Source organism: Nocardioides sp. GCM10027114 (assembly GCF_042659625.1).
GTDB lineage: Bacteria > Actinomycetota > Actinomycetes > Propionibacteriales > Nocardioidaceae > Nocardioides.
In genome coordinates this window covers 78,318-100,119 of record NZ_JBHSSS010000023.1, presented here as the reverse complement: position 1 = coordinate 100,119, position 21,802 = coordinate 78,318, and the positions used below count along the sequence as shown (strand labels likewise).

Annotated in this window: 18 protein-coding genes; 11 read left to right on the top strand and 7 right to left on the bottom strand. The window is 73.9% G+C overall.

Features of this window, described 5'->3' with window-relative positions; genetic code table 11:
- Positions 1-92 precede the first annotated feature (92 nt).
- Positions 93-818, top strand: coding sequence for a hemerythrin domain-containing protein (locus tag ACFP2E_RS11735; protein WP_378522838.1), 726 nt, complete (start codon positions 93-95; stop codon positions 816-818).
- Between the two features lie 26 nt (positions 819-844).
- Here the strand turns inward: ACFP2E_RS11735 and ACFP2E_RS11730 are convergent, their stop codons facing one another.
- Entirely contained in the window at positions 845-4,204 is a 3,360-nt protein-coding gene (locus tag ACFP2E_RS11730) for a BTAD domain-containing putative transcriptional regulator (RefSeq protein WP_378522839.1), read from the bottom strand.
- Between the two features lie 161 nt (positions 4,205-4,365).
- On the opposite strand from ACFP2E_RS11730, the gene ACFP2E_RS11725 reads away from it, so the two are divergent.
- From ACFP2E_RS11725 to ACFP2E_RS11715, 3 genes are all read left to right on the top strand, one after another.
- Positions 4,366-5,763, top strand: coding sequence for an FAD-binding oxidoreductase (locus ACFP2E_RS11725; RefSeq protein WP_378522840.1), 1,398 nt, complete (start codon positions 4,366-4,368; stop codon positions 5,761-5,763).
- Between the two features lie 146 nt (positions 5,764-5,909).
- A complete protein-coding gene (locus ACFP2E_RS11720; protein ID WP_378522841.1) occupies positions 5,910-7,232 on the top strand; it encodes a TolB family protein in 1,323 nt (440 codons plus the stop codon).
- A gap of 18 nt (positions 7,233-7,250) precedes the next feature.
- Positions 7,251-8,171: a GNAT family N-acetyltransferase gene (locus ACFP2E_RS11715; protein WP_378522842.1), complete on the top strand. Its 921-nt coding sequence runs from the start codon at positions 7,251-7,253 to the stop codon at positions 8,169-8,171.
- On the opposite strand, the gene ACFP2E_RS11710 is transcribed toward ACFP2E_RS11715, so the two are convergent.
- Both ACFP2E_RS11710 and ACFP2E_RS11705 read right to left on the bottom strand, forming a co-directional pair.
- Positions 8,140-9,363: a fatty acid desaturase family protein gene (locus ACFP2E_RS11710; protein WP_378522843.1), complete on the bottom strand. Its 1,224-nt coding sequence runs from the start codon at positions 9,361-9,363 to the stop codon at positions 8,140-8,142. The two genes, ACFP2E_RS11715 and ACFP2E_RS11710, sit on opposite strands and share 32 nt — an antisense overlap.
- A 40-nt stretch (positions 9,364-9,403) precedes the next feature.
- Entirely contained in the window at positions 9,404-10,510 is a 1,107-nt protein-coding gene (locus ACFP2E_RS11705; RefSeq protein WP_378522844.1) for a ferredoxin reductase, read from the bottom strand.
- Positions 10,511-10,594: 84 nt separating this feature from the next.
- On the opposite strand from ACFP2E_RS11705, the gene ACFP2E_RS11700 reads away from it, so the two are divergent.
- Both ACFP2E_RS11700 and ACFP2E_RS11695 read left to right on the top strand, forming a co-directional pair.
- A complete protein-coding gene (locus tag ACFP2E_RS11700; RefSeq protein WP_378522845.1) occupies positions 10,595-11,887 on the top strand; it encodes a PucR family transcriptional regulator in 1,293 nt (430 codons plus the stop codon).
- Between the two features lie 112 nt (positions 11,888-11,999).
- A complete protein-coding gene (locus tag ACFP2E_RS11695) occupies positions 12,000-12,623 on the top strand; it encodes a fasciclin domain-containing protein (protein WP_378522846.1) in 624 nt (207 codons plus the stop codon).
- Positions 12,624-12,696: 73 nt separating this feature from the next.
- Here ACFP2E_RS11695 and ACFP2E_RS11690 read toward each other — a convergent pair whose 3' ends face one another.
- Positions 12,697-14,235, bottom strand: coding sequence for an amidohydrolase (locus ACFP2E_RS11690; protein ID WP_378522847.1), 1,539 nt, complete (start codon positions 14,233-14,235; stop codon positions 12,697-12,699).
- Positions 14,232-14,858 carry a MerR family transcriptional regulator gene (locus tag ACFP2E_RS11685; RefSeq protein WP_378522848.1) on the bottom strand — a complete coding sequence of 209 codons (627 nt, stop codon included), beginning with the start codon at positions 14,856-14,858 and terminating at the stop codon, positions 14,232-14,234. The genes ACFP2E_RS11690 and ACFP2E_RS11685 overlap by 4 nt, the downstream gene beginning before the upstream one ends.
- Before the next feature lie 75 nt (positions 14,859-14,933).
- Here ACFP2E_RS11685 and ACFP2E_RS11680 point away from each other — a divergent pair, with 75 nt between their 5' ends.
- Both ACFP2E_RS11680 and ACFP2E_RS11675 read left to right on the top strand, forming a co-directional pair.
- Complete coding sequence (locus ACFP2E_RS11680) at positions 14,934-15,338, top strand: hypothetical protein (protein ID WP_378522849.1); 405 nt, start codon at positions 14,934-14,936, stop codon at positions 15,336-15,338.
- A 52-nt stretch (positions 15,339-15,390) separates the two neighbouring features.
- Complete coding sequence (locus tag ACFP2E_RS11675; RefSeq protein WP_378522850.1) at positions 15,391-15,894, top strand: hypothetical protein; 504 nt, start codon at positions 15,391-15,393, stop codon at positions 15,892-15,894.
- Here ACFP2E_RS11675 and paaN read toward each other — a convergent pair.
- A complete protein-coding gene (gene paaN, locus ACFP2E_RS11670) occupies positions 15,877-17,550 on the bottom strand; it encodes a phenylacetic acid degradation protein PaaN (RefSeq protein ID WP_378522851.1) in 1,674 nt (557 codons plus the stop codon). The genes ACFP2E_RS11675 and paaN overlap by 18 nt on opposite strands.
- Before the next feature lie 88 nt (positions 17,551-17,638).
- Between paaN and ACFP2E_RS11665 the strand changes: the two genes are divergently transcribed.
- Complete coding sequence (locus tag ACFP2E_RS11665) at positions 17,639-18,313, top strand: hypothetical protein (RefSeq protein WP_378522852.1); 675 nt, start codon at positions 17,639-17,641, stop codon at positions 18,311-18,313.
- A 24-nt stretch (positions 18,314-18,337) separates the two neighbouring features.
- Here ACFP2E_RS11665 and ACFP2E_RS11660 read toward each other — a convergent pair whose 3' ends face one another.
- A complete protein-coding gene (locus ACFP2E_RS11660) occupies positions 18,338-19,873 on the bottom strand; it encodes a serine/threonine-protein kinase (RefSeq protein WP_378522934.1) in 1,536 nt (511 codons plus the stop codon).
- Positions 19,874-20,003: 130 nt separating this feature from the next.
- Between ACFP2E_RS11660 and ACFP2E_RS11655 the strand changes: the two genes are divergently transcribed.
- Positions 20,004-20,903, top strand: a complete 900-nt coding sequence (locus ACFP2E_RS11655; protein ID WP_378522853.1) for an ABC transporter ATP-binding protein — start codon at positions 20,004-20,006, stop codon at positions 20,901-20,903.
- The gene (locus ACFP2E_RS11650) at positions 20,900-21,742 is read left to right on the top strand and encodes an ABC transporter permease (protein WP_378522854.1); all 843 of its coding nucleotides are present in this window, start codon (positions 20,900-20,902) and stop codon (positions 21,740-21,742) included. The genes ACFP2E_RS11655 and ACFP2E_RS11650 overlap by 4 nt, the downstream gene beginning before the upstream one ends.
- Positions 21,743-21,802 lie beyond the last annotated feature (60 nt).

Below are 21,802 nucleotides of genomic sequence, written 5' to 3'. Positions count from 1 at the left end.
GGCAAGTGGAAGGCAAGTGGGGAGCAAGTGACGCGCGCCACGCTCGCGTCACCGAGCGGCAGCCACCGACCGGACCGACACGGAGGCACCCCATGAGCACCCAGCGCACCCGTCCCGCGCAGCCCGTACAGCTGCGGCTCCCCGGTCAGGCCGCGGCAGCCGACGGCCCCGTCGACCTGACGGTGATGTACGTGATGCACCACGCCTTCCGGCGCGACCTCGCGTGCTTCGCCGCCGCCGCCGCAGCCACTCCGGTGGCCGACCGCGAGCCGTGGAGGGCGATGGCGGCCCGGTGGGAGCTGTTCGCCGCCGCTCTGCACCACCACCACTCGGGCGAGGACGCAGGCGTGTGGCCGCTGCTCCACGAACGCGCCACCGACAGCGAGCGCGAGGTGCTGCGGTGCATGGCGGACGAGCACGCCGACATCGACCCGCTCCTCGAGACCTGCGAGGCTGGGCTCCGCCGGCTGGCACGGCACGCCGACGAGGACGCCCGCCGGGCCCTCTCGGTCCGGCTGGTCGCCGCGCGCGAGCGGCTCGGCCACCACCTCGACCACGAGGAGACCCGGGCGATCCCGATCCTCCAACGCGTGCTGACCCAGGCCGACTGGGAGCGGGTCGAGGCCGAGCACTTCCGCACCGGGCTCGGGTTCTGCGACCTCCTGGCCCTGGTCCCGTGGGCCCTCGACGGGCTCCCCTCGACCGCACGCCGCGCCCTCCTCGAGGCGCCCGGCGGCGGGGCCCACCGGCTGGTGTGGCTGCTGACCCGCCGCCGCTACCAGCGGCGTACGGCGACCGCCTTCCGCTACCTGCCGTAGCACCTGCGGCGCCGGCGCCGGGAGCGCTAGAAGCCGTGCTGCTCCCGCAGCCCCCGGAACCACGCGGCGGCCACCGGGATCCGCCACGCCTCCATCAGCGCGGCCGCCGTGTCGGCGTGCCGTGTGGCCAGCTCGCGGTCGCCGACCGCGGCGGCTGCCTGGGCGAGGTAGGCGTCGACGGGGCCCATCGCATTGCCGGAGCCGGCCGAGGCGACGCGCCCCTCGAACGGCGCCAGCAGCGCGTACGACCCGGCGCCCAGGTCGGGGTCGCCGAGGCCCAGTGCCGCCTCCGCGGCGCACGCCCAGTTGAGCATCGAGAACCAGTCGACGGCGGACAGGTCGACCTGGTGCGCCGCAGCGTGCGCCCGCGCCTCGTCGACCTGTCCGGCACGCAGCAGGTAGGTCAGCACCATCGACGTGATCGGGATCGGCCCGTCCTCCAGGGAGGTCAGCATCGGCGCCATCTCACCGGCACGCCCGTCCCACAGGGCCATCGACAACGTCGCGCTCGCGACCGCGTCGTCACCACCCTGCAGCGTCATCTGCCCGACGAGGCGACTGATGCTGCCGAGGAGCTCCTCGCACTCCCGGAACCGGCCCGCCATGGCCAGCCAGGGCAGCTGGAGCACGTCCTGGACGATCAGCCCGTAGGGGATGTGCAGCCGCTCGGACTCCTCGCGGGCGACCGCGCCCGCGGCCCACATCCGGTCGACCTCGCCGAGCTCGCTGAGCGCCACGGTCTGCAGGTTGCTGGCCACCACGAACGCCCGCTCGTTGCCGATGTCACGCGCCAGCCGCACGGCCTGCTCCGCGAGCGCGAGCCGCATCGAGGCGTTGTCGGGTCGCCACTGGGCGATGAAGCCGACCTGGCAGGCGTCGAGCGCCAGGCTCTGGTCGCCGAGCCGCCGCGCCATCGCGACGGCCTCGTCGACCAGCGCGGCGCGCTCCGCGGCCGTGCTGCCGTAGTAGAGCTCGTTGGCCAGCGCCAGCATCGCGCGGCAGCGCAGCGGGTCGTCGTCGGGCGGCAGGTCGGCCAGCGCCCGGCGGAGCGCGGCGACGACGCCCTCGTGGACCTGGCCGTGGGACGCGGACTGCCACAGCGCGCCGATCGTCATGGCCGACGCGGCGCGGGCCAGGAGCCGCACGTCACCGATCTCGTCGGCAGTCGCGACGGCGCGCTCCACCACCTCGAGCAGCTCGCTCCACGAGCCGCGCCAGCGGTGCGCCTCGCCGAGGTCCATCAGCAGGTCGTAGCGGTCCCGGGGCGTCGCCTCCGGGTCGATCGCGAGCCGTTCCAGCGCCTCGTCGAGCAGCACCGACGCGGCGGTGTGGGCGTGCAGCCGGCGGGCCACCGTGGCCGCCTCCCGGGCGGCCCGCCAGGCCCGGCCGGCGCGGGCGGGGCCGGCGGCCAGCCAGTGGCGGGCGGTCTCGCTCTCGCGGTCGGGGCACTGCTCGAGGACCTCGGCGACCCGGGCGTGCGCGCGCGCCCGCCGCGTCGGCGAGAAGGCCCCGTAGATCTGGTCGCGGACGAGGGCGTGGCCGAACCAGTAGCTGCCGATGTCGTCCTCCCGGACGAGACCGGCGTCGAGGGCCGGGTCGAGCAGGTCAAGCAGCGCGTCCTCGTCGAGCCCGGCGACCTCGGCCAGCACCGCCAGCTCGAACCCGCGACCGATCACCGCCGCCCAGCGCAGCACGCTCCGGGTCTCGTCGGGGAGCAGCGAGAGCCGCCGGTCCAGGACGTCGGAGACCGCTGTCGGCGGGTCCGCGCCGGCCACCAGCCCGTCGAGGTCGCCCCCGTCGTGGGCGAGCCGGGCGAACTCCACGAGGAAGAACGGGTTGCCGTCGGTCCGCCGGGCGAGCAGGTCGGCCTGCGCCTGGCTGGGTGACACCTCGGCCACGGCCTCCACGACGGTGGCGACCTCCGGGGGCTCGAGGCCGACCAGCTCTAGGCGTACGGCGTGCCGGCGCGCCAGCGCCTCGGCGGCGTCCCCCAGAGAGGCGCACGGCTCGGGGTTCGGACGCCAGGTGCCGACGACCAGCAGCCGGCCGGCCTGCACGGTCTCCGCCATCAGCCGCAGCACGCGCAGCGACGGCCCGTCGGCCCAGTGCAGGTCGTCGAGCACCAGGACCAGCGTCTCGTCGCGCGCCGCCGCGGCCACCTGCGCGACGACCGACTCCCACACCCGGAACTCGGCGCCCTCGTCCTCGCCGTCCGCGACCTCCAGGTCGGCGCCGAGGCAGCGCAGCACCTGCTGCCAGGGCCACAGCGGCGGCGCCCCGTCGTCCTGCGAGCATCGGCCGACGAGCAGCCGGGCGCCGCGGGGCACGGCCACCGCGGCCAGCTCGGCGCAGAGCCGTGACTTGCCGATGCCGGGCTCGCCGGTGACCGCGGCGAACGCGGGCGCCCCCGACTCTGCCCGGTCCAGGGCGGCCACGAGCGCGGCGAGCTGGTCGTCGCGGCCGACCATCGGCCAGCTCGGCAGCAGCGGGGCGGCGCGGTCCGCCGGGGGCGGCGGCGCCGGCGGCGCCGGGAGGTCGAGCGCGGGCATCGGCGGGGAGCCGCCCGCCAGCGCCGGGGCCACCGGTCGGAGCACCGACGGCTCCTGGCGCAGCAGCGCGGTCTGCAGGTCGCGCAGCTCGACGGACGGCTCCAGACCCAGCTCGGTGTCGAGGACCTCGCGAACCTCGCGCAGCGTCTCCAGCGCGTCGGCCTGGCGACCGGCCCGGGCCAGGGCCAGCGCCCGCAGCCCCCACAACCGCTCGCGGAGCGGGTACGCCGCGGTGAGCGCCTCGAGCTCGGCGGCGACCGTGCCGTGGTCGCCGAGCGCGAGGGCGGCGTACGCGCGGTCCTCGAGGGCGACGCTGCGCAGCTCCTCGAGCCGGGCACGCTCGGCCACGGCGGCGGGTGCGTCGCCGAGCTCGACGTACGGCTCGCCACGCCAGAGCGCCAGCGCCGCGTCGAGCCGCGAGACCAGCCCGGCCAGCGCGTCGGCTGGGAGGGGCGGCGGCTCCCACAGCGCGGCACCGCGGCCGAGCGCCCGGTGGACCTCGCTCACGGTGCGGTCGAAGGAGGCGGCGTCGAGGGTGTCGTCGGGCACCCGCAGCGCGTAGCCCGGCGCCACGGTGACCAGCAGCTCCGCGGGCGCGCGCGGCGCGCGGGCGGGCTCGAGCACCCGGCGCAGCCCCGACACGTAGACCTGCAGCGTGCCGGCCACGCCGTCGGGCGGAGCGTCCGCCCACAGCAGGTCGATGAGGGCGTCCACGGAGACCGGCCGGCCGTGCGCCAGCGCGAGCGCGGCGACGAGCGCGCGACGCTTGCGGGTGCCGAGGTTGACCCGGAGCCCGTCGCGCCACACCTCCGTGGCGCCCAGGACGCTGACCAGCACGGATCGAGGATACGGCGGCAGGGGGTCCGGCGGTCCCCCCTTTTCCGGGGGGCAGTCAGTCCGGGGGTGGGTAAGCCGACCCCAAGCCGGCCCCAACCGGTCGGCCCCACCGTGGTGCCCACAGTCAGCAACAGACACCAGGAGCCACGAGGAGCACCAGCATGACCACCACCACCCTGTCCCCCGCCACCACCGGCGCCGTCGACTGGGAGCCCCTGCGCCGCGCCGTCGCCGGGCGGCTCGTCCTGCCCACCGACCGGGACTGGGAGGAGTCCCGGGTCCCGTGGGCGGTCAACATCGACCAGCAGCCCGCCGCGATCCTCCACGTGCTCGACGCCGACGACGTGGTCGCCGCCGTGCGGTTCGCCCGCGACCACGGCGTCGCGGTGACCGCGCAGCCCGGCGGCCACGGTGCCCGCACCACCCTGGACGGCACGCTGCTGCTGCGCACCCGCGCGCTGCAGGGCATCGAGGTCGACCTCGACCGGGAGACCGCCACCGTCGGCGCCGGCGTCAAGTGGGGCGAGCTGTGCCAGCAGCTCGACGGCACCGGCCTGATGGGCCTGTGCGGCAGCAACCCCGACCCGACGGTCGTCGGCCTGATGCTCGGCGGCGGAGTCAGCTGGTTCACCCGCAAGCACGGCTTCACCGCCAACAGCGTGCTGGCCGTCGACATCGTCACCCCGGAGGGCGAGCTGGTCCGCGTCGACCACGAGAACGACCCCGAGCTGTTCTGGGCGGTCCGCGGAGGCGGCGGCGACTTCGGCATCGTCGTGCGGGTGACGATCCGGCTCTACCCCGCACCCGAGCTGTACGGCGGCCAGCTGATGTGGGAGGTCGAGCACGCGGCCACCGTGATGCGCGCCTTCCGTGACCTCGCCCTGGTTGCGCCGCGGGAGCTGACGATGTGGTTCCACATCATCCACTTCCCCGACATGGAGGACATCCCGGAGCCGCTGCGCGACAAGACGGTCGTCAACGTCGCCTCGACCTACCTGGGGTCGAAGAAGATGGCGGAGATCCTGCTGTGGTCGCTGCGCGAGGCGGCCCCGGTCTGGATGGACACCATGGCCGAGATCCAGCCGAGCCAGCTCGGCGACGTCGCGATGGAGCCCACCGAGCCGATGCCGGTCGTCGAGCACTCGTCGCTGATCGGGTCCCTGGACGACGCCACCATCGACCTGCTGGTCGACGCGGTCGCCGACCGCGGGCGCACCACGCTCGACATGCTGCAGATCCGCAGCCTCGGCGGCGGCTTCGCCGAGGCCCCCGAGGGTCGGGGTGCCGTGGAACCGGTGACGGCGCCGTTCCTGCTGTTCGTGCTCGGCGTGCCGGCCACCCCGGAGCTGGCGGCGGGCCTGCCGGCCTCGATCGCCGCGGTCGACGCCGCGGCCGGGCACCTCGCGACCGGCCGTCGGCTGCCGAACTTCGTCGGCCACGCGCAGGACACCACCAGCGGCTATGCGCCCACGACGCTGGCCCGGCTGCGCGACATCAAGCGCCGCCGCGACCCTCAGGGCGTGATCCGCAGCAACAAGCCGGTGCTCGCGGGCAGCTGACCCGCGGCACCCAGCACGGCGGCCGGGGCGGCTCCCCCCGGCCGCCGTGCCACTGCTCCAGACCAGTCCGTCGCGTTCCAACCCCCGCGACACCGACCGCGTCCTTCCTCCGGCAGCACCCACCACTTCCCGAAGGACGATCCCCCATGCATGCACGACCCCGCGGCACCCGCCGCCTTGCGGCCGCCGTCGGCGGCCCCCTCCTCGGTGTCGCAGCCCTCGGCGCCACGCTCGCCACCACGACCCCGGCGGCTGGAGCACCCGGCACCGCGCCGGCAGCCACCAACGAGCGTGTGGCCCTGGTCAACGAGACCGACGAGCAGCCCGACGCCGAGAGCGCGCTCAACGGCACTGCGCAGGTCACCTCCCACGACGGCAGGTACGTCGTGTTCTCCACGGAGGCCGCACTGGTGCCGCACGACGACAACGGGATCCTCGACGTCTACCTCCGCGACACCGGCGACGGCCACACCGTCCTCGTGAGCGAGCGCCGCGGCCGGCCGGGCAACGACTACAGCCACGAGCCGACGATCTCCGCCGACGGTCGCTACGTGGCCTTCACGACGTGGGCCACGGACCTCGTGCGGTCGGACAGCAACGGCCACGACCTCGACGTCGTGGTGAAGGACATGCAGACCGGCACCATCGAACGGGTCTCCGTGGACTCGCGCGAGCGCCAGCGCGGGCGCAACAGCTTCGCCCCCGTGATCTCCGGCAACGGTCGCTACGTGTCCTTCCAGACGTTCGGGGCGTTCGGGCCGCGCGACCAGGACCGCAAGGAGGACGTCTACGTGCGCGACCTCCGTCGCGGTACCACCCGACAGGCCTCCCTGCTGCCGGGCTCGAACCGCGACGTCCGGGGCCCGGTGCTGAACGGCGACATCTCCGACGACGGCCGCATCGTGGCCTTCGGCTACAACGACAACATCTGGGTCCGCGACATGGCCGCCGGCAAGACCGTCCGGGTGCACCACGAGGAGGGCCCGCCGCAGTGCTTCCCGCAGCAGCCGACCCCCAGCGCCGGGCGACCGGTGGTCTCCGGCGACGGCCGCTTCGTCGCCTTCTCCTCGTGCGCCGAGGAGCTCCCCGGCGCGTCCACCAACGGGACCGACATCTGGCGGGTCTCGCTGCGCAGCGGGGCCATCACCCGCGTGACCGCGGGTGACGACCACTCCTACCTGCCCTCCCTGTCCCGCACCGGACGCTTCGTGGGCTTCGGCTCCGACGCGACCGACCTGGTCCGGGGTGACGACGAGGGCATGCCCGACGCGTTCGTCGCCGACCTGCGCAACGACACGGTGGTCCGGGCGTCCGAGACGGCCGACGGCACCGGGGGCGACTCGTGGAGCGCCACCTTCGACGTCGCCATCAGCGGCGACGGCCGGTCGCTCGCCTACGCGACGTACGCCGACAACCTGGTGCCGGGCGTGAAGTACGACTGGCACGAGGTGCTCGTCTGGCGCCGGTGACGGTGGCAGTCTGCCCGCATGGACTCCGCTGACGTCGTCGAGGTCGGGCAGGACCGGTACCAGGAGCTGATCGCGCTCGCCCTGGAGCGCAACCCGACGATGACCGAGTCGGACATCGGGTGGCAGCTCTACGTGCGGGAGTCCTGGCCCGACCTCGTCACGATGGCCGCCGTCGACGACGGCGGCCACGTGCGTGGTTGGGGCTGGATGGCCTCGGGGGCGCACAACCCGCCCGGCTGGACCTCGCTGTGGGTCACGGTGCGTGCCGACAGCGAGGGGCAGGGCCTCGGGGGCAGCCTGCACCGGGCACTCCTCGAGCGGCGGCCGCCCGGCGCGGTGATGCTCCGGTCGGGCGTCGTCGACTCCGAGCCGCGGTCGCTGGAGGTCGCCCGGGGCTGGGGCTTCGAGGTCGAGGAGCTCTCGATCACCTCGGCACTCGAGCTGCGCGACCTGCCGGAGCCCTCACCACCGGCCGGCGTGGCACTCGAGGCGTGCCCCGACCTCCGCTTCCCGGACCAGCCGGTGGTCGAGGAGATGGTGCGGGTCAGCCAGACCAACCCGGAGGCCCTCGCCGGCCAGCTCCTGGACTGCGGCCAGCTGCGCAGTGCCATCCAGGGCGCGGACGCCGCGGTCGCGGTCCTCGCCCGGGTCGACGGGGCGCCGGCCGGCATCGTGACCGGCGTCGTCGTCGACGGCTTGTTCTTCGTCGGCTACACGGGCGTGGACCCGCGGTTCCGCGGGCGCGGCCTGGCGAGGCTGCTCAAGGAGCGGGCCCACCTCGACGCCGCCGCGGCCGGGGCGCGGACCAGCCGGACCGACAACGAGGAGAACAACCACGGCATCCGTCGGGTGAACCGCGAGCTGGGCTACGAGGTCTCCTACGGGACCTTCCGGCTGAGGAAGCCGCTCAGGCAGCCTTCCGCTTCGCCAGCTGGTTGAGGCGGGCCTGCGCGGCGCGACGCACCTTCGGGCCGCCGGTCGCCATCTTGTAGAGGGTGGCGAGCTGCTCGGGGGCGTTGCGACGGTTCGTGGTCGCCAGCCAGTTGTTCGGCAGCGACAGCCGGACCACCCGGTGCCAGGCGCTCGCGACCTGCTTCGGCAGCGGGGCTGCGTGGTAGTTCAGGTCGTACTTCTCGAAGAGCGCCTTCACGCGCGGGGCGATCTCGGAGTACCGGTTGCTCGGCAGGTCGGGGAACAGGTGGTGCTCGATCTGGTGGCTGAGGTTGCCGGTCATCACGTGCATCGCCTTCGAGCCCGAGATGTTGGCCGAACCGAGCATCTGCCGGACGTACCACTCGCCGCGGGTCTCGCCCTCGATCGAGCGCTTCTCGAAGGTCTCGACGCCCTCGGGGAAGTGGCCGCACATGATCACCGAGTGGCTCCACAGGTTGCGGACCACGTTGGCGGTGAAGTTCGCGGCCAGGGTGGTGAGGAACGACCCGGTCGGGATCGACAACGCGGGGTGGACGAGGTAGTCCTTCGTGGCCTGCTTGCGGATCTTGCGCAGCACCTGCTTGGCCCGGCGGCGGAAGTCGGGGTCCTTGGTCTGCTTCTTCTTGATGGTCGCGCCGAGCTCGAGGTCGTAGGCGGCGATGCCGTACTCGAAGAAGCAGGCATTGACGAAGTTCCAGAACGGCTGCGCCAGGAAGAACGGGTGCCACGGCTGGTCCTCGTCGACGCGCATGATGCCGTAGCCGAGGTCGTTGTCCTTGCCGATGACGTTCGTGTAGGTGTGGTGGAGCTGGTTGTGGCTGTGCTTCCACTGCTCCGCCGGGCTGGCCATGTCCCACTCCCACGTCGTGGAGTGGATCTTCGGGTCACGCATCCAGTCCCACTGGCCGTGGAGGATGTTGTGGCCGATCTCCATGTTCTCGAGGATCTTGGCGACGCTGAGGCCGGCGGTGCCGATGAGCCAGGCCGGCGGGAAGCTGCTGAACAGCAGCACCGCGCGCGAGCCGAGCTCGAGCCTGCGCTGCACGTCGATGACCCGGCGGATGTACGCCGCGTCGGCCTCGCCGCGGGAGTCGAGCACGTCCTGGCGGATCGCGTCGAGCTCGACGCCGATCTGCTCGATGTCCTCGGGGGTGAGGTGGGCGATCGGGCTGACGGGCTGCTTCTGGATGACGGTCATGGGGGCCTCCGCTGCTGGTGGCTGGTGTCTGGGGTGGTCGTCAGTGGTCGAGGTCGCACTCGCCGGCGGCGGCGCTGACGCAGGTCTGGACGAGGACGCCGTCGCCGGGGACGGCGGTGGTGACCTGGCCGTTGCGCAGGTCGCGCACCGCGCCCTGTCGCATGGGGAGCACGCAGCCGAAGCAGATGCCCATCCGGCAGCCGCTCGGCATCAGCACGCCGGCGGCCTCGCCGGCGTCGAGGATCGGGGTGGCGCCGTCGGCCTCGACGGTCGCGCCGCTGCGGGCGAAGGTGACGGTGCCACCCTCGCCGGCCTCGACGACGGTGGCGCGGAACCGCTCGACGTGGAGCGGCAGATCACGACCGGCGTGGTGCTCCTCGAGCGCGTCGAGGAGGCCCACCGGGCCGCAGGCGTAGGTCAGGCGCTCGTCGACGTCCGGCACGATCCCGTCGAGGTCGGAGACATCGAGCATCCCGTGGACGTCGGTGTGGAGCTCGACGAGCCGGATCAGGCCACGCTCGGCGTACCCGCGGATCTCGTCGCCGAAGATCACCTCGGCGCGGGACAGCGCGGAGTGGAGCAGCACGATGTCGGTCGTCACCGGCTCGGCCCGCGAGAACAGGTTGCGCAGCATGCCGATGACGGGCGTGATGCCCGAGCCGGCCGTGACGAGCAGCAGCTTCGCGGGAATCGGGTCGGGCAGCACGAACTCCCCCTCGGCCTGGCCGAGCTGGAGCAGGGTGCCGGGCCGGACCCGGTGGACGAGGTGGTGGGAGACGACGCCGTCCCGGATCGCCTTGACGGTGATGCTCAGGCAGCCGTCTGGACGGGGGCCGTGGGTGAGCGAATAGGTGCGCCACAGCCGGACGCCGTCGACGTCGACGCCGACGCGGACGTACTGGCCGGGCACGTGACCGGCCCAGTCGCGGCCCGGCTTGATCACGATCGTGGCGGCCTCGGCGGTCTCCGGGTGCACCGCGACCACGCGGCCGCGCAGCTCGGTGCCGGCGCGCAGCGGGTGGAAGTGGTCGAGCACGTCGTCGAGCTCGAGGGGGCTGACGGCGGCCTCCGCGAGGCGGCGCAGGTTCCTGCGGAGGGGGCCGGGTCCGGCCGCCGGTCCCGTCCGGGCAGGCAGGAGGAAGCTCATGCCCTCCATGGTCTCCGCTTCCGGGAGTAGAGTCATGACCTCACAGCGTGAACTTCGCCGCCGCTTTTGTTCGGAGAGAACAAGATGTCCAGCTCGTCCGCCAGCCGTCCTCCGCGTCGTACCGCCGGGCACGGCCTCCACCTCACCCCCGGGGCCATCGAGGAGATGCGCTCCAGGCTGCCGCAGGTGGCGGAGAAGACCGTCGGCGCCATCACGGAGGAGGTCCCGAGCTACGAGGGGGCGCTCACCGGCGCGATGGGAGAGAACATCCGGACGGCGGTGCAGCTCGCGCTCGGCGGCTTCATCTCGCTGGCGTCACGTACCCGCGGCGCGGACCCCCGCACCCCCGCCGCCCCGGCGGTCGAGGGGGCCTACCAGCTCGGCCGGGGCGAGGCCCGCAGCGGCCGCTCCGTCGACGCCCTGCTGGCGGCGTACCGCATCGGGGCGCGGGTCTCCTGGCGCGAGATGTCGGCGACCGCGGTCCGCAACGGCGTGGACGCCGACATGCTCGCCAGCTTCGCCGAGCTGGTCTTCGCCTACATCGACGAGCTCTCCGCCGCCAGCGTGGCCGGCCACACCGACGAGCTCGCCACGAGCGGGCGCGTGCGGCAGCGGCTGCTCGAGCGGCTGGCACACCACCTGCTGGCCGGCGCACCGGAGAAGACCGTGCTGGCCGCCGCCGACCGGGCCGGCTGGGAGCCGCCCAGCACCCTCGCGGCGGCCGTGGTGCCCGAGGCGCAGGTGCGGACCGTGCTCGCGGCGGCCCCCGAAGGCACCCTCCAGGCGGCCGAGGACCTGCCGGGACTCGAGGACCGGGTGCTGCTGCTGGTGCCGCACGCGGACGGCCGCCGACGCCGCACGCTGGCCCGGCTCGTGGCGGACCGCGGCGGCGCCCTCGGGCCGGCCAGGCCGTGGCGCGAGGTCCGGGGGTCCGTGAACCGGGTGCTGCGCGCGCTCGAGCTCGGCCTCGTCGGCGACACCGACACGCACCTGCCGAGGCTGGTGCTCACCGCGGACCCCGAGGCCCTGGCGGACCTGCGGGCCCGGGCCCTCGCGCCGCTCGCGGACCTCCGCCCCGCCACGGCCGAGAAGCTCACCGACACGCTGCGGTCGTGGCTGCTCCACCACGGTCGTCGCGACGAGGTGGCGGCGGAGCTGTTCGTGCACCCGCAGACCGTCCGCTACCGGATGGGGCAGCTGCGCGACCTGTTCGGGGACGGCCTCGAGGACCCGGCCACGGTCCTCGAGCTGACCCTCGCGCTGGCGGCCGACCACGGCCACGGCCACGGCGACGGCGACGGCGACGGCGACGGCCACAGCGACGGGCACAGCGACGGGGGCGTCAAGCGCGGACCAGACCGCGCCAGACAGGAGTGACGTCGGAAGAGAAATTCGTTGAAATCGAAATCTCAACCCCGATCGGGTCCGAACGGCTGTCGGGAGAGGGAGGACTCCCTGACGACCCGCCAGACACCGAAGGGACAGAACGATGAAGAAGACAGCACGCCTCGCCGCCGCCGGGATCGCCGCCGCGGTCGCCACCGCCGGACTGACCGTGGCCCCCGCCCAGGCGGCCCCGGGCACCACCAGCCTGGCCGAGGTGCTCGACGCCGACGGCAACAACTTCGACCGCAACTGGGACGACTTCGACATCGTCGACCGCGCCGTCCGGTTCGTGCTCAAGAAGAAGCCCGGCAGCGCCGTCGCCGTGCTCGCCGACGGCGACACGAAGCTGACCGCCTTCATCCCGACGGACCGCGCCTTCCGGCGCCTGGTGGCCGACCTGACCGGCGACCGCCCGATGCGCGAGAAGCCCACGTGGAAGGTCGTGAAGTCGCTCGGCGCCGACACCGTCGAGGCCGTGCTGCTCTACCACGTGATCGCCGGCGAGAAGATCAACCGGAAGACGGCCGAGCAGGCCGACGGCGCAGTGCTGACCACCGCCGGCGGCGGCACCATCGAGGTCGACGTCCGCGGCCACAAGATCGTGCTCAAGGACCAGGACCCGAACGACCTGAACCCGCGGGTCATCCGCAAGCTCAGCGACATCAACAAGGGCAACAAGCAGATCGCCCACGGCATCAGCCGCGTGCTGCGTCCGATGGACCTCTGACAGCACCCCTGCCACGCCGACCCGCCCGGGACTTCCGGGTGGGTCGGCGCGATTTCGAGGGTGTCGGTAGAGGTCAGTCGGTGGTCTCGCCGAAGACCTGACGGCCGGCCACCCAGGTGGCGCTCACCGACATGTCGCGGAGCCGGGCCGCCTGCTCGGCCGGGTCGCCCGGCGCGAGCGGGTCGTCGTCGAGGAGCACCAGGTCGCCGCGCGACCCGACGCCGACCGTGCCCTGGCCGTCGACGGACGCGGCCAGCGCCTCCCGCGGGGTGAGCGCCTGCTCGGGGTGCCAGGCCTCCCGCTCGTCGCCGCTGCGGTGGACGGCGGCGGCCATCGCCAGCCACGGGTCCAGCGGCGAGACCGGCGCGTCCGAGCCCATCGCCAGGGTGACGCCCTCGTCGAGCATCCAGCGCAGCGCGAAGCTCCGGTCGGCGCGGTCGGGCCACACCTTCTCGGTCGCGTCGCGGTCGTCGAGCAGGTGCGCGGGCTGGACGCTGGCGCGCACCCCGAGGTGGGCGAGCCGCTTCACGTCGTCGCGCAGGATCAGCTGCGCGTGCTCGATGGATCCGCGGGCGCCCGTGGCGGCGTAGGCGTCCAGTGCCTCCTGCACCGCGCGGTCGCCGATGGCGTGGGTCGCGACCTCGAGCTCGTGGGCGGTCGCCCGCCGCATCAGCTCGTGGAGCTCCTCGGTCGTCTGGTTGGGGGCGCCGACGCCGGACCCGTCGGCGTACGGCTCGCAGCACCAGGCGGTCCGGGTGTTGAGCGAGCCGTCGGAGATCACCTTGAGCGGTCCCATCGTGATCCGCTCGTCGCAGCCGGGGAGGACGTCACCCGTCCGCAGCCCGGCCTCGATGACCTCGTCGAGCCCGTCGGCGTACGTCGCCATCCGGATCCGCAGCAGGTCGGCGCCGGCCTGGAACCGCTCGGCCCAGTCGGCCATCCCGCCGGAGAACTCGAAGTCGACGATGCCGGTCACGCCCATGGAGGCGGCGTGCTCGAGCGTGCGCTGGTAGGCCTCCGGCGAGGTGCCGTCGTTGCCGACGAGCGTCACCAGTCGGCCGTACGCCGCGAACCACTCCCCCTCGGTGACCACGGTGTCGCGGACCGGGAGGGCGAGCGCGATCAGTGCCGTGGTGTTCAGCCAGGCGTGGTGGCCGTCGCCGCTGATGAGGACGACGGGCGTCTCGGGCGCCACCGCGTCGAGCTCGGAGACGGTCGGGTCGCGGTCCCACTTGGACAGCCGGTGGCCCCACCCGACGACCGGGTGGTCGGGCCACTCGGCGAGCCGCTCGGCGACCAGCGCGGTCGCCTCCTCCGCGGAGCGCACGGGCCCGAGGTCGAGCCGCTGGGACGACACCGTCCACTGCCCGAGGTGGACGTGCTGGTCCCACAGGCCCGGGATGAGCCAGCGGCCCTCGGCGTCGTGCTCACGGACCCACGGGTCGGGCTCGAGGCCGCGGCCGATCTCGGACACGCGGCCCTCGTGGACGCGCACGTCGACGGGCTCACCGAGAGGGGCGCCGAGGTCGAGGGCGGCGTCCGGCCAGTGGCCGGGCGCCGCCGTCGCCCCGAGGTCGACGATGCGCGCGTTGCGCAGCAGGAAGCTCGTCATGGCGTCACGGTAGGCGTCCGGCCGAGACGCCGACGGGCCAGGTCCTCCTGGGCCATGCGGCGCAGGGTGATGAGCACCGGTTCGGCCAGGACCGTCCCGATCACGGCGTGACTCGTGGCCCGGTCGCGCGACAGCCCCCGCACCCCGGCCACGTCGACCCCGGCCACGGAGCGGGCCGCCTGTGCGTACGCCGCGAGGGCGTCGTCGTCGAAGGGCTGCCCCGCAGCCTCGAGGGCGTCGAGCGCCGCCGCGAGGGCGCGGGCGTGCCGACCCTCCGGATCGACCTGCCACCGTCGCCGCCGGATCAGCGACGCCACCCTCGCGGACGAGCCCTGCGACGGCTCCTCCGCGACCTCCGGGGAGAGCTCGCCGTGCGCACTGCCGATCGCGACGTCGAGCGGCACGGCCTCGTCGTCCACCACCGCCAGCACTCGACGCACCCGCTCCAGGCTGAGGCCGGCCACGTCGACCAGCGCCCTGATGAGTCGCAGCCGCTCCACGTGGTTTGCGTCGTAGCGGGCACGCGTCGCGCCGACCGACTCACCGGGTGGGAGCAGCCCCTCCCGCAAGTAGTACTTGACGGTCGCCACCGCGACCCCGCTGCGTTCGGACAGCTCGGACATCCACACGCATCCATCTTGACACATTGGAGAGTTCGCTATCCAATATTGGAGAGTCAACTATCCAAAGGAGTCCCTATGTCCGACGAGAGCCGGATCCTCGCCGGCATCCTGCTGCTGTCGCTGGTGTCGGTCGAGAGCGGCGGCCTCTACCTCCTCGCGATCGCCCGCGGGAAGGGCCCGGCCACCGCGTTCCAGGAGAAGTTCGCCCGGGCCGGGCACGCGCACGCCGCGGTCCTGCTGCTGCTCGCCCTCGCGATCCAGCCCTACGTGGACGCGACCGGCCAGGACGGCTTCATCGGCTGGCTGTCCCGCGGCGGGGTGGCGGCCGCCGCCCTCCTCATGCCAGGGGGCTTCTTCTTCGCGTCGATGGGCCGGGGCCGGACAACCCCCAACCGGCTGGTCGTGCTCGTCCCGGTCGGCGCCGCGCTGCTGGCGGCGTCGCTCACCAGCCTCGGCCTCGGCCTGCTGACCACCCGCTGACGCAGAGCCCCACCCCCTCACGAACCCGCATCCCGACACGAAGGAACGTCCCGTGATCCTGCTGCTCGTCCTGCTCGCCACCACCGCAGCCGCGGCCGGCCTCCTCACCGCGCGGGGCAGGCCCTCGCTGCGCCTGGCGGCCTGCTGGGGCATGGCCGTCGCCATGGGCTTCGCCGGCCTCTCCCACCTGCTCATGCCCGCCCCGTTCGTCCAGCACCTGCCGCCGTGGGTTCCGGTGCGCGAGGAGCTCGTCCTCGCGACCGGAGTCCTCGAGATCGTGCTGGGCGCCGCCCTGCTCCGCCGTCAGCCGGGCCGCCGTCGAGCCGGGGTGCTGCTGGCGGCGTACCTCGTGCTGGTCTTCCCGGCGAACGTCTACGTGGCGGTCGCCGACGTCGAGGTCGACGGCATGCCGGGGGCGTCGTCCTGGTTCAGGCTTCCGCTGCAGCTCCTCTTCGTGGCCTGGACCCTCTGGAGCACGCGCGACGTGGGCCCGGCCGTCGGCAACGACGGCCGGGCGACGACGAGTCCGAGTCGGCGCTCAGACGTGGCGGCGTGACTGCACCACCCGGAAGCGCGAGGCGACGTAGGCACCGTCGGTGTACGACGCGTTGGCGGCCGGGTTGGCGCCGGTCCCGTGGAAGTCGGAGAACGCCGCCGACTGGTTCACGAAGACCCCGCCCGTGAGGTTCTCCGACAGCGCGACGCCGGCGTCGAGGGCGGCCTCGCGGACCTCCTCGAGCACCTGCTCGTCGGTCGCGTAGACAGAGGCGGTCATCGCGCCGTGGCGGCGGACGGTGTCGCGGAGCAGCGCCACCGACTCGTCGGTGCCGGAGGTGGCGATGAGGTAGGCGACCGGGCCGAAGCACTCCGACTCGTAGACGTCGGCGTCCTTGGCGGTGAGCCCGACCAGGGTGGGCGTGCGGACGGTCGCGTCGGGGAACGTCGGGTGGGTCACCGCACGACTCGGCACCAGCACCTCGCCGCGCTCGCCGACGCTCTCGAGCCGGTCGAGCACGCCCTGGTTGACCACGCCGCCGAGCAGCTCGACCGCACGGGCGTCGTCACCGAGCAGCCTGTCGAGCGCCGCTCCGATGCCCTGGGCGACCTCGGCGACCGACTTGCGGCCCTCGTCGGTCTCGATGCCGTCCTCGGGGAGGTAGACGTTCTGCGGCGCGGTGCACATCTGGCCGGTGTAGAGGGCGAACGAGAACGCGAGGTTCTGGCACATGCCCCTGAAGCTGTCGGTGGAGTCGACGACGACGGTGTTGACGCCGGCCTTCTCGGTGAAGACCACGGCCTGGCGGGCGTTCTCCTCGAGCCAGTCGCCGAAGGCGTTGCCGCCGGTGAAGTCGATCAGCTTCACCTCGGCCCGGGTGGCGAGCTTCGCGGCCAGCCGGTCGGACGGGTCCTCGGCGGCGAGGGTGACGAGGTCGGGGTCGAAGCCCGCCTCGGCGAGCACCTCGCGGCACACCTGGACGGTGATGGCGAGCGGCAGCACGGCACCCGGGTGCGGCTTGACGACGACCGGGTTGCCGGTGACCAGCGAGGCGAAGAGCCCGGGCCAGGAGTTCCAGGTCGGGAAGGTGTTGCAACCGATGACCAGCGCGACGCCGCGCGGCACCACCGTGAACGTCTTCTCCATCTTCAGCGGGTGCTTCCCGGGCTTCTCCCACACCGCCGTGGCGGGGGTCCGGGTCATCTCGACGTGGGCGTAGGCGATGGCCTCGAGCGCGCGGTCGAGCGCGTGCGCGCCGCCGGCCTGGAACGCCATCACGAACGCCTGGCCGCTGGTGTGCTGCACCGCGTTGGCGAGCTCGAAGACCCGGCCGTGCAGCCGGTCCAGGACCTCGAGGCAGACGCCGGTCCGGCCGTCGGGGCCCGCGTCGCGCCACTCCCGCATGCCCGACCGGGCCGCCTGCAGCAGCGCGTCGACCGCGGCGTCCGTCGCCGGCACCCGCGGGTAGCGCACCCCGAGGTCGATGCCGAACGGCGACCGCTCGGTGGCGACGGTGCCCTCGCTGCCAGGCGTCTCGACCGGGAAGTCGGTGCCGAGCCAGGCCTCGTACGCCGCCTGGCCCTGCGCGGCGGCGGTCTCGCCGTACACGCGCGGGGAGGGCGACTCGTCGAAGGCGGAGAAGAACTCGCGGATCGCGATCGCCCGGGTGGCGGCGTCGAGACGGTCGCGGTGGGTGGTGAACAGGTCAGTGCTCATGGCGTCAGGTAAGCGTGACGCAGGCCACGCGTGCAAGTCCGGGCGGCGGTGTGCCGCCGTCGCCGACGCGGCCGGTTAGCGTGACGCCATGCTGCGCGCGAGGGACCTCGGGGTCGTCGTCGCCCTCGGGCTCGTCGGGGGCATTGCCGGCTACGCGTGGGACGCGACCCGGCCCGGGCCCGACCTGGCCGACGCGACGCCACTCCCGGTGGCTGCCGCCGACCCGGCCGTGCCGTGGACCCCGCCCGAGAAGGAGGTCAACCCCGATGCCGACCTGCCACCGGTCGGCACCGACCTCGAGATGTCGACGGCCCGGATGGGCACCCCGCGCACCGGGGGCATCGAGCTCCCGGTGCCGGCCGACTGGCCCCGCACGGACCTGGGCGACGGGCTGGGGACCCGCTGGTCCGCGCCCGGCAATCCCGACGGCGGCTACTCCGTGCGGGTCCAGGTCGTCGACCGGAACCGGTCGCTGGCGCAGGCCGTCGCGGAGCGCGCCGCCGCGCTCCCGCTGGACCCGCGGGTCTCCGACCTCGAGGTGCTGCAGCAGTCGGGCGACACGCTCATCGCGAGCTACATCCTGTCGGGCTACCGCAAGCTCCAGATCATCCGCTGGGTGGGCTTCGACGGCACCAACGCCGACGTGGAGATCGCCGCCGAGGGGCGGCTGATCGACCAGCCGGGGCTCGAGGCCCTGGTCGCGCGGATGGCGACCGACATCCGGCGCCAGCGACCGCGGCCCGCCCCGCCCGCCTCCGGGTGAGGCCGGCCCGATAGCTGCCGGAGGTCAGTATCCGGGCGCGGCGACGGTCTCCAGCACGTCGTAGGCGGTGGCCCGGTCCGCGCTGCGCACCTGCACCCACAGGTAGCGGTCCTGCGCCACCTGACGCACCCGCTCGACGACGACCCCGGGGCAGCCGGTGGCCACCTGGGTCAGGAGCGGGTCCTGGCCGGCGACGTCGCCCACGGGGTCGAGGACCTCGTCGCACTCGGCATGGCCCGGCAGCTGCTCGGGCATGTCGTCGCCCGCCACGACACCGACGAAGACCCCCTCCGCGGCGCTGCCCGACCGGTTCCAGCCCGGCGCCGTCCCGAGCGACAGGGCGGGCAGGGCGAGCTCCTGGTCGGGCGGGGTCCACTGCCCGACCGCGCTCACTGCGGTCCAGGCGCGCGGCACGGTCACCTCGAGCGAGGCGGTCGAGTCCGACACGCTCACGACGGCGTCGCCGCGGTGCAGCCAGACACCTGCGGCGGTCCCGGCGACGAGGGCAAGGACGCCGACCGCGGTCAGCACGACGCGGCGGCGCCCGGCGCCGGGGTCCGGCACCGGCCCGGGACCGACCTCCTGGCTCCCGGATGGGGCGTGGTCGGTGAGCGACGTGGGCCGTCGCCCCGGCTGGGTGAGCCCGGAGTCGACGGGCAGCCAGCGATCCGTCCCGCCGTCCCGTGGCGCGCCACCCGGCGACTCCCCCGGCGCCTGGCCCAGCACGGGACCCAGCGCCTGGCCGAGGGCCGACACGAACGCCGCCACGTCCGGCCACCGGTCCTCGCGGTCCGGCGCAAGGGCACGCCTCACCACCGCGTCGACGTCGTCGTCGAACGGGCGGTCCGGTGTGCCCAGCGGCGGCGGCGCGCCCGGGGACCCAGCGGCACCGAGCGAGGTGTGGGCGAACGGCGCCCTGCCGGACAGGAGCAGGAAGGCCAGCGCTCCGAGGGAGTACTGGTCGGCGCGCGCGTCGAGGGCGTCACCGCGGGCCTGCTCCGGCGCCACAAAGGACGGCGTCCCGGCGATCATGGTCAGCCGCGACGAGACGTCGAGCGCCTTGCCGAGCCCGAGGTCGCCCAGCATGGCGCGGACCTCGGCGCCGCCGTCCCGCTCGACCGACCGGAACAGCACGTTCGCCGGCTTCACGTCGCGGTGCAGCACGTCGCGGTCGTGCAGCGCCTGCAGCCCCGCGCCCACCTGCTCGACCACCTGCAGCGCCTGGGCCACGGTCAGCCCGTGGAGCTCGAGCCGGTCCGCGAGCGTGCCCTGGTCGGCGTACGACATGACGAGGTAGGGCCGGCCGTCGTCGAGGGTGCCCGCGTCGTGGACGGTGACGACGTGGGGCGACTCCACCCGGCGCAGGAAGCGCCCCTCCTCGAGGAACCGTCGCCGCACGTGGTGGTCCTCGGTCCAGTTGTCCGCGAGCACCTTCACCGCGACCGGGGAGTCGAGCTGCTCGTCGTAGGCCAGCCAGACGGTGGCGAAGGCACCCGAGCCGATCCGGCGGCGGACCGCGTAGCGGCCGAGGCGGGAGGGCCCCGATGACCCCGATCGCATGGACACGGTCCGGATTATCCACACCCGTCCCGGGGGTGGAACCCCGAGAGACCTCAGGGGTCGGGACCGGGGTGCGCCCGGGAGTCGTCCCCGATGTGGCGGGGGCGTTCCGCGCCCGAGGCTGGGGCGCATGATCAGGATCGAGTCGCTCACCAGGAAGTACGGCGCCTTCACGGCCGTCGACGACGTCAGCTTCGACGCCCGGCCGGGCCGGGTCACCGGTTTCCTCGGCCCCAACGGCGCCGGCAAGTCCACGACCCTCCGTGTCCTCGTCGGGCTCACCCCGCCGACCACGGGCACCGCCGAGGTGCTCGGTCGCCGGTTCGCCGACCTCCCCAACCCCGGCCTCGAGGTGGGGGTGCTGCTCGACGCGTCCGCCCAGCACGCCGGCCGCACCGGCCGGGAGGTGCTCGGCGTGGCCGCGGCGACCATGGGCCTGCCCCGGCGCCGCGTCGACGAGATGCTCGACCTCGTGAGCCTCACCGAGGCCGAGGCGGGACGGCGGGTGCGCCACTACTCCCTCGGCATGCGGCAGCGGCTCGGCATCGCGACCGCGCTCCTCGGGGAGCCGGAGGTGCTGGTCCTCGACGAGCCCGCGAACGGCCTCGACCCGGCCGGCATCCGGTGGATGCGCGACCTGCTGCGCTCGTATGCCGACCAGGGGGCCACCGTGCTGCTCTCCTCGCACCTGCTCCACGAGATCGAGGTGATCGCCGATGACCTCGTGGTGATCGGCCGCGGCCGGATCGTCGCCCGGGGCACCAAGGACGAGCTGCTGGCCGCCGCCGGCACCCTGGTCCGCTCCGGCGAGCTCGCCGCGCTGGCCGGCGCGCTGACCGCCGCCGGTGTGGACCACACGGTCACCGGCGACGACGCGCTGCGCACCGACGCCGACCCCGACCTGGTGGGCGCGATCGCCCTCGGCGCTGGCGTCCCGCTGCGCGAGCTCCGGCCGGCCGACGGGGCCGGGCTGGAGGAGATGTTCCTCGACCTCACTGCCGACACCCAGCGCGAAGGAGCGGTCGCATGACCACCACTGCCACCAGCGACAGCACCGCCGTCCCGGGCAGCCCTGCCGGCCCGGCGCCGACCCGGGCCGCCACCGGCCGCCCCGCGGCGCAGCGGATCCCACTGACCCGGCTGGTAGCGGTCGAGGCCCGCAAGAGCTTCGACACCCGCGCCGGCTTCTGGCTGCTCGCCAGCATCGGCATCGTGTCGGTGCTCGCCACGGGCGCGGTGATCCTGTGGGCGCCGGAGTCGGAGCTGACGTACGCGACCTTCTCGACCGCGGTCGGCTTCCCGATGGCGGTCATCCTGCCGATGATCGCGATCCTCTCCGTCACCGCCGAGTGGAGCCAGCGCAACGGCCTGACGACGTTCACGCTCGTGCCCCACCGCGGCCGGACGATCCTCGCCAAAGGGGTCGTCGCCGTGGGAGTCGGCGTCGTCTCGATGCTGGTGGCCATGGTGGTCGGGGCGGCCGGCAACGTCGCCGGCACGGCGCTCGCCGGCACCGACCCGGTCTGGAACTCGAGTGCTGCCGACCTCTCGATGATCGTGGTCGGCAACGTGCTCGGCCTGATGGTCGGCTTCATGCTCGGTGTCGTCGTCCGCGGCTCGGCGGGGGCGATCGTGGCCTACTTCGTCTACTCCCTCGTGCTGCCGCCGATCTCCGGGGTGCTCGCCTTCAACCAGGAGTGGTTCAGGGACCTGCAGCCGTGGGTGGACTTCAGGTACGCCCAGGGCGCGCTCTTCGAGGGCCTGCCCTCCGCCGAGCAGTGGCAGCAGATCGCAGCGAGCGGCGCGCTGTGGCTCGTGCTGCCGCTGGCCGTCGGGCTGCGGATCCTGCTGCGCTCCGAGGTCAAGTAGGTCACGAGTCGGTCCCACTCCCTCCCCAGCCCTTGCGCTCACCCGCGGGGGCTGGGGAAG

What these genes read in the sequence shown, in the direction of transcription:
- ACFP2E_RS11735 (WP_378522838.1), top strand. Translation starts at nt 93, where the DNA reads ATGAGCACCCAGCGCACCCGTCCCGCGCAGCCCGTACAGCTGCGGCTC.
- ACFP2E_RS11725 (WP_378522840.1), top strand. Translation starts at nt 4,366, where the DNA reads ATGACCACCACCACCCTGTCCCCCGCCACCACCGGCGCCGTCGACTGG.
- ACFP2E_RS11720 (WP_378522841.1), top strand. Translation starts at nt 5,910, where the DNA reads ATGCATGCACGACCCCGCGGCACCCGCCGCCTTGCGGCCGCCGTCGGC.
- ACFP2E_RS11715 (WP_378522842.1), top strand. Translation starts at nt 7,251, where the DNA reads ATGGACTCCGCTGACGTCGTCGAGGTCGGGCAGGACCGGTACCAGGAG.
- ACFP2E_RS11710 (WP_378522843.1), bottom strand. Translation starts at nt 9,363, where the DNA reads ATGACCGTCATCCAGAAGCAGCCCGTCAGCCCGATCGCCCACCTCACC.
- ACFP2E_RS11705 (WP_378522844.1), bottom strand. Translation starts at nt 10,510, where the DNA reads ATGAGCTTCCTCCTGCCTGCCCGGACGGGACCGGCGGCCGGACCCGGC.
- ACFP2E_RS11700 (WP_378522845.1), top strand. Translation starts at nt 10,595, where the DNA reads ATGTCCAGCTCGTCCGCCAGCCGTCCTCCGCGTCGTACCGCCGGGCAC.
- ACFP2E_RS11695 (WP_378522846.1), top strand. Translation starts at nt 12,000, where the DNA reads ATGAAGAAGACAGCACGCCTCGCCGCCGCCGGGATCGCCGCCGCGGTC.
- ACFP2E_RS11690 (WP_378522847.1), bottom strand. Translation starts at nt 14,235, where the DNA reads ATGACGAGCTTCCTGCTGCGCAACGCGCGCATCGTCGACCTCGGGGCG.
- ACFP2E_RS11685 (WP_378522848.1), bottom strand. Translation starts at nt 14,858, where the DNA reads ATGTCCGAGCTGTCCGAACGCAGCGGGGTCGCGGTGGCGACCGTCAAG.
- ACFP2E_RS11680 (WP_378522849.1), top strand. Translation starts at nt 14,934, where the DNA reads ATGTCCGACGAGAGCCGGATCCTCGCCGGCATCCTGCTGCTGTCGCTG.
- paaN (WP_378522851.1), bottom strand. Translation starts at nt 17,550, where the DNA reads ATGAGCACTGACCTGTTCACCACCCACCGCGACCGTCTCGACGCCGCC.
- ACFP2E_RS11665 (WP_378522852.1), top strand. Translation starts at nt 17,639, where the DNA reads ATGCTGCGCGCGAGGGACCTCGGGGTCGTCGTCGCCCTCGGGCTCGTC.
- ACFP2E_RS11660 (WP_378522934.1), bottom strand. Translation starts at nt 19,873, where the DNA reads ATGCGATCGGGGTCATCGGGGCCCTCCCGCCTCGGCCGCTACGCGGTC.
- ACFP2E_RS11655 (WP_378522853.1), top strand. Translation starts at nt 20,004, where the DNA reads ATGATCAGGATCGAGTCGCTCACCAGGAAGTACGGCGCCTTCACGGCC.
- ACFP2E_RS11650 (WP_378522854.1), top strand. Translation starts at nt 20,900, where the DNA reads ATGACCACCACTGCCACCAGCGACAGCACCGCCGTCCCGGGCAGCCCT.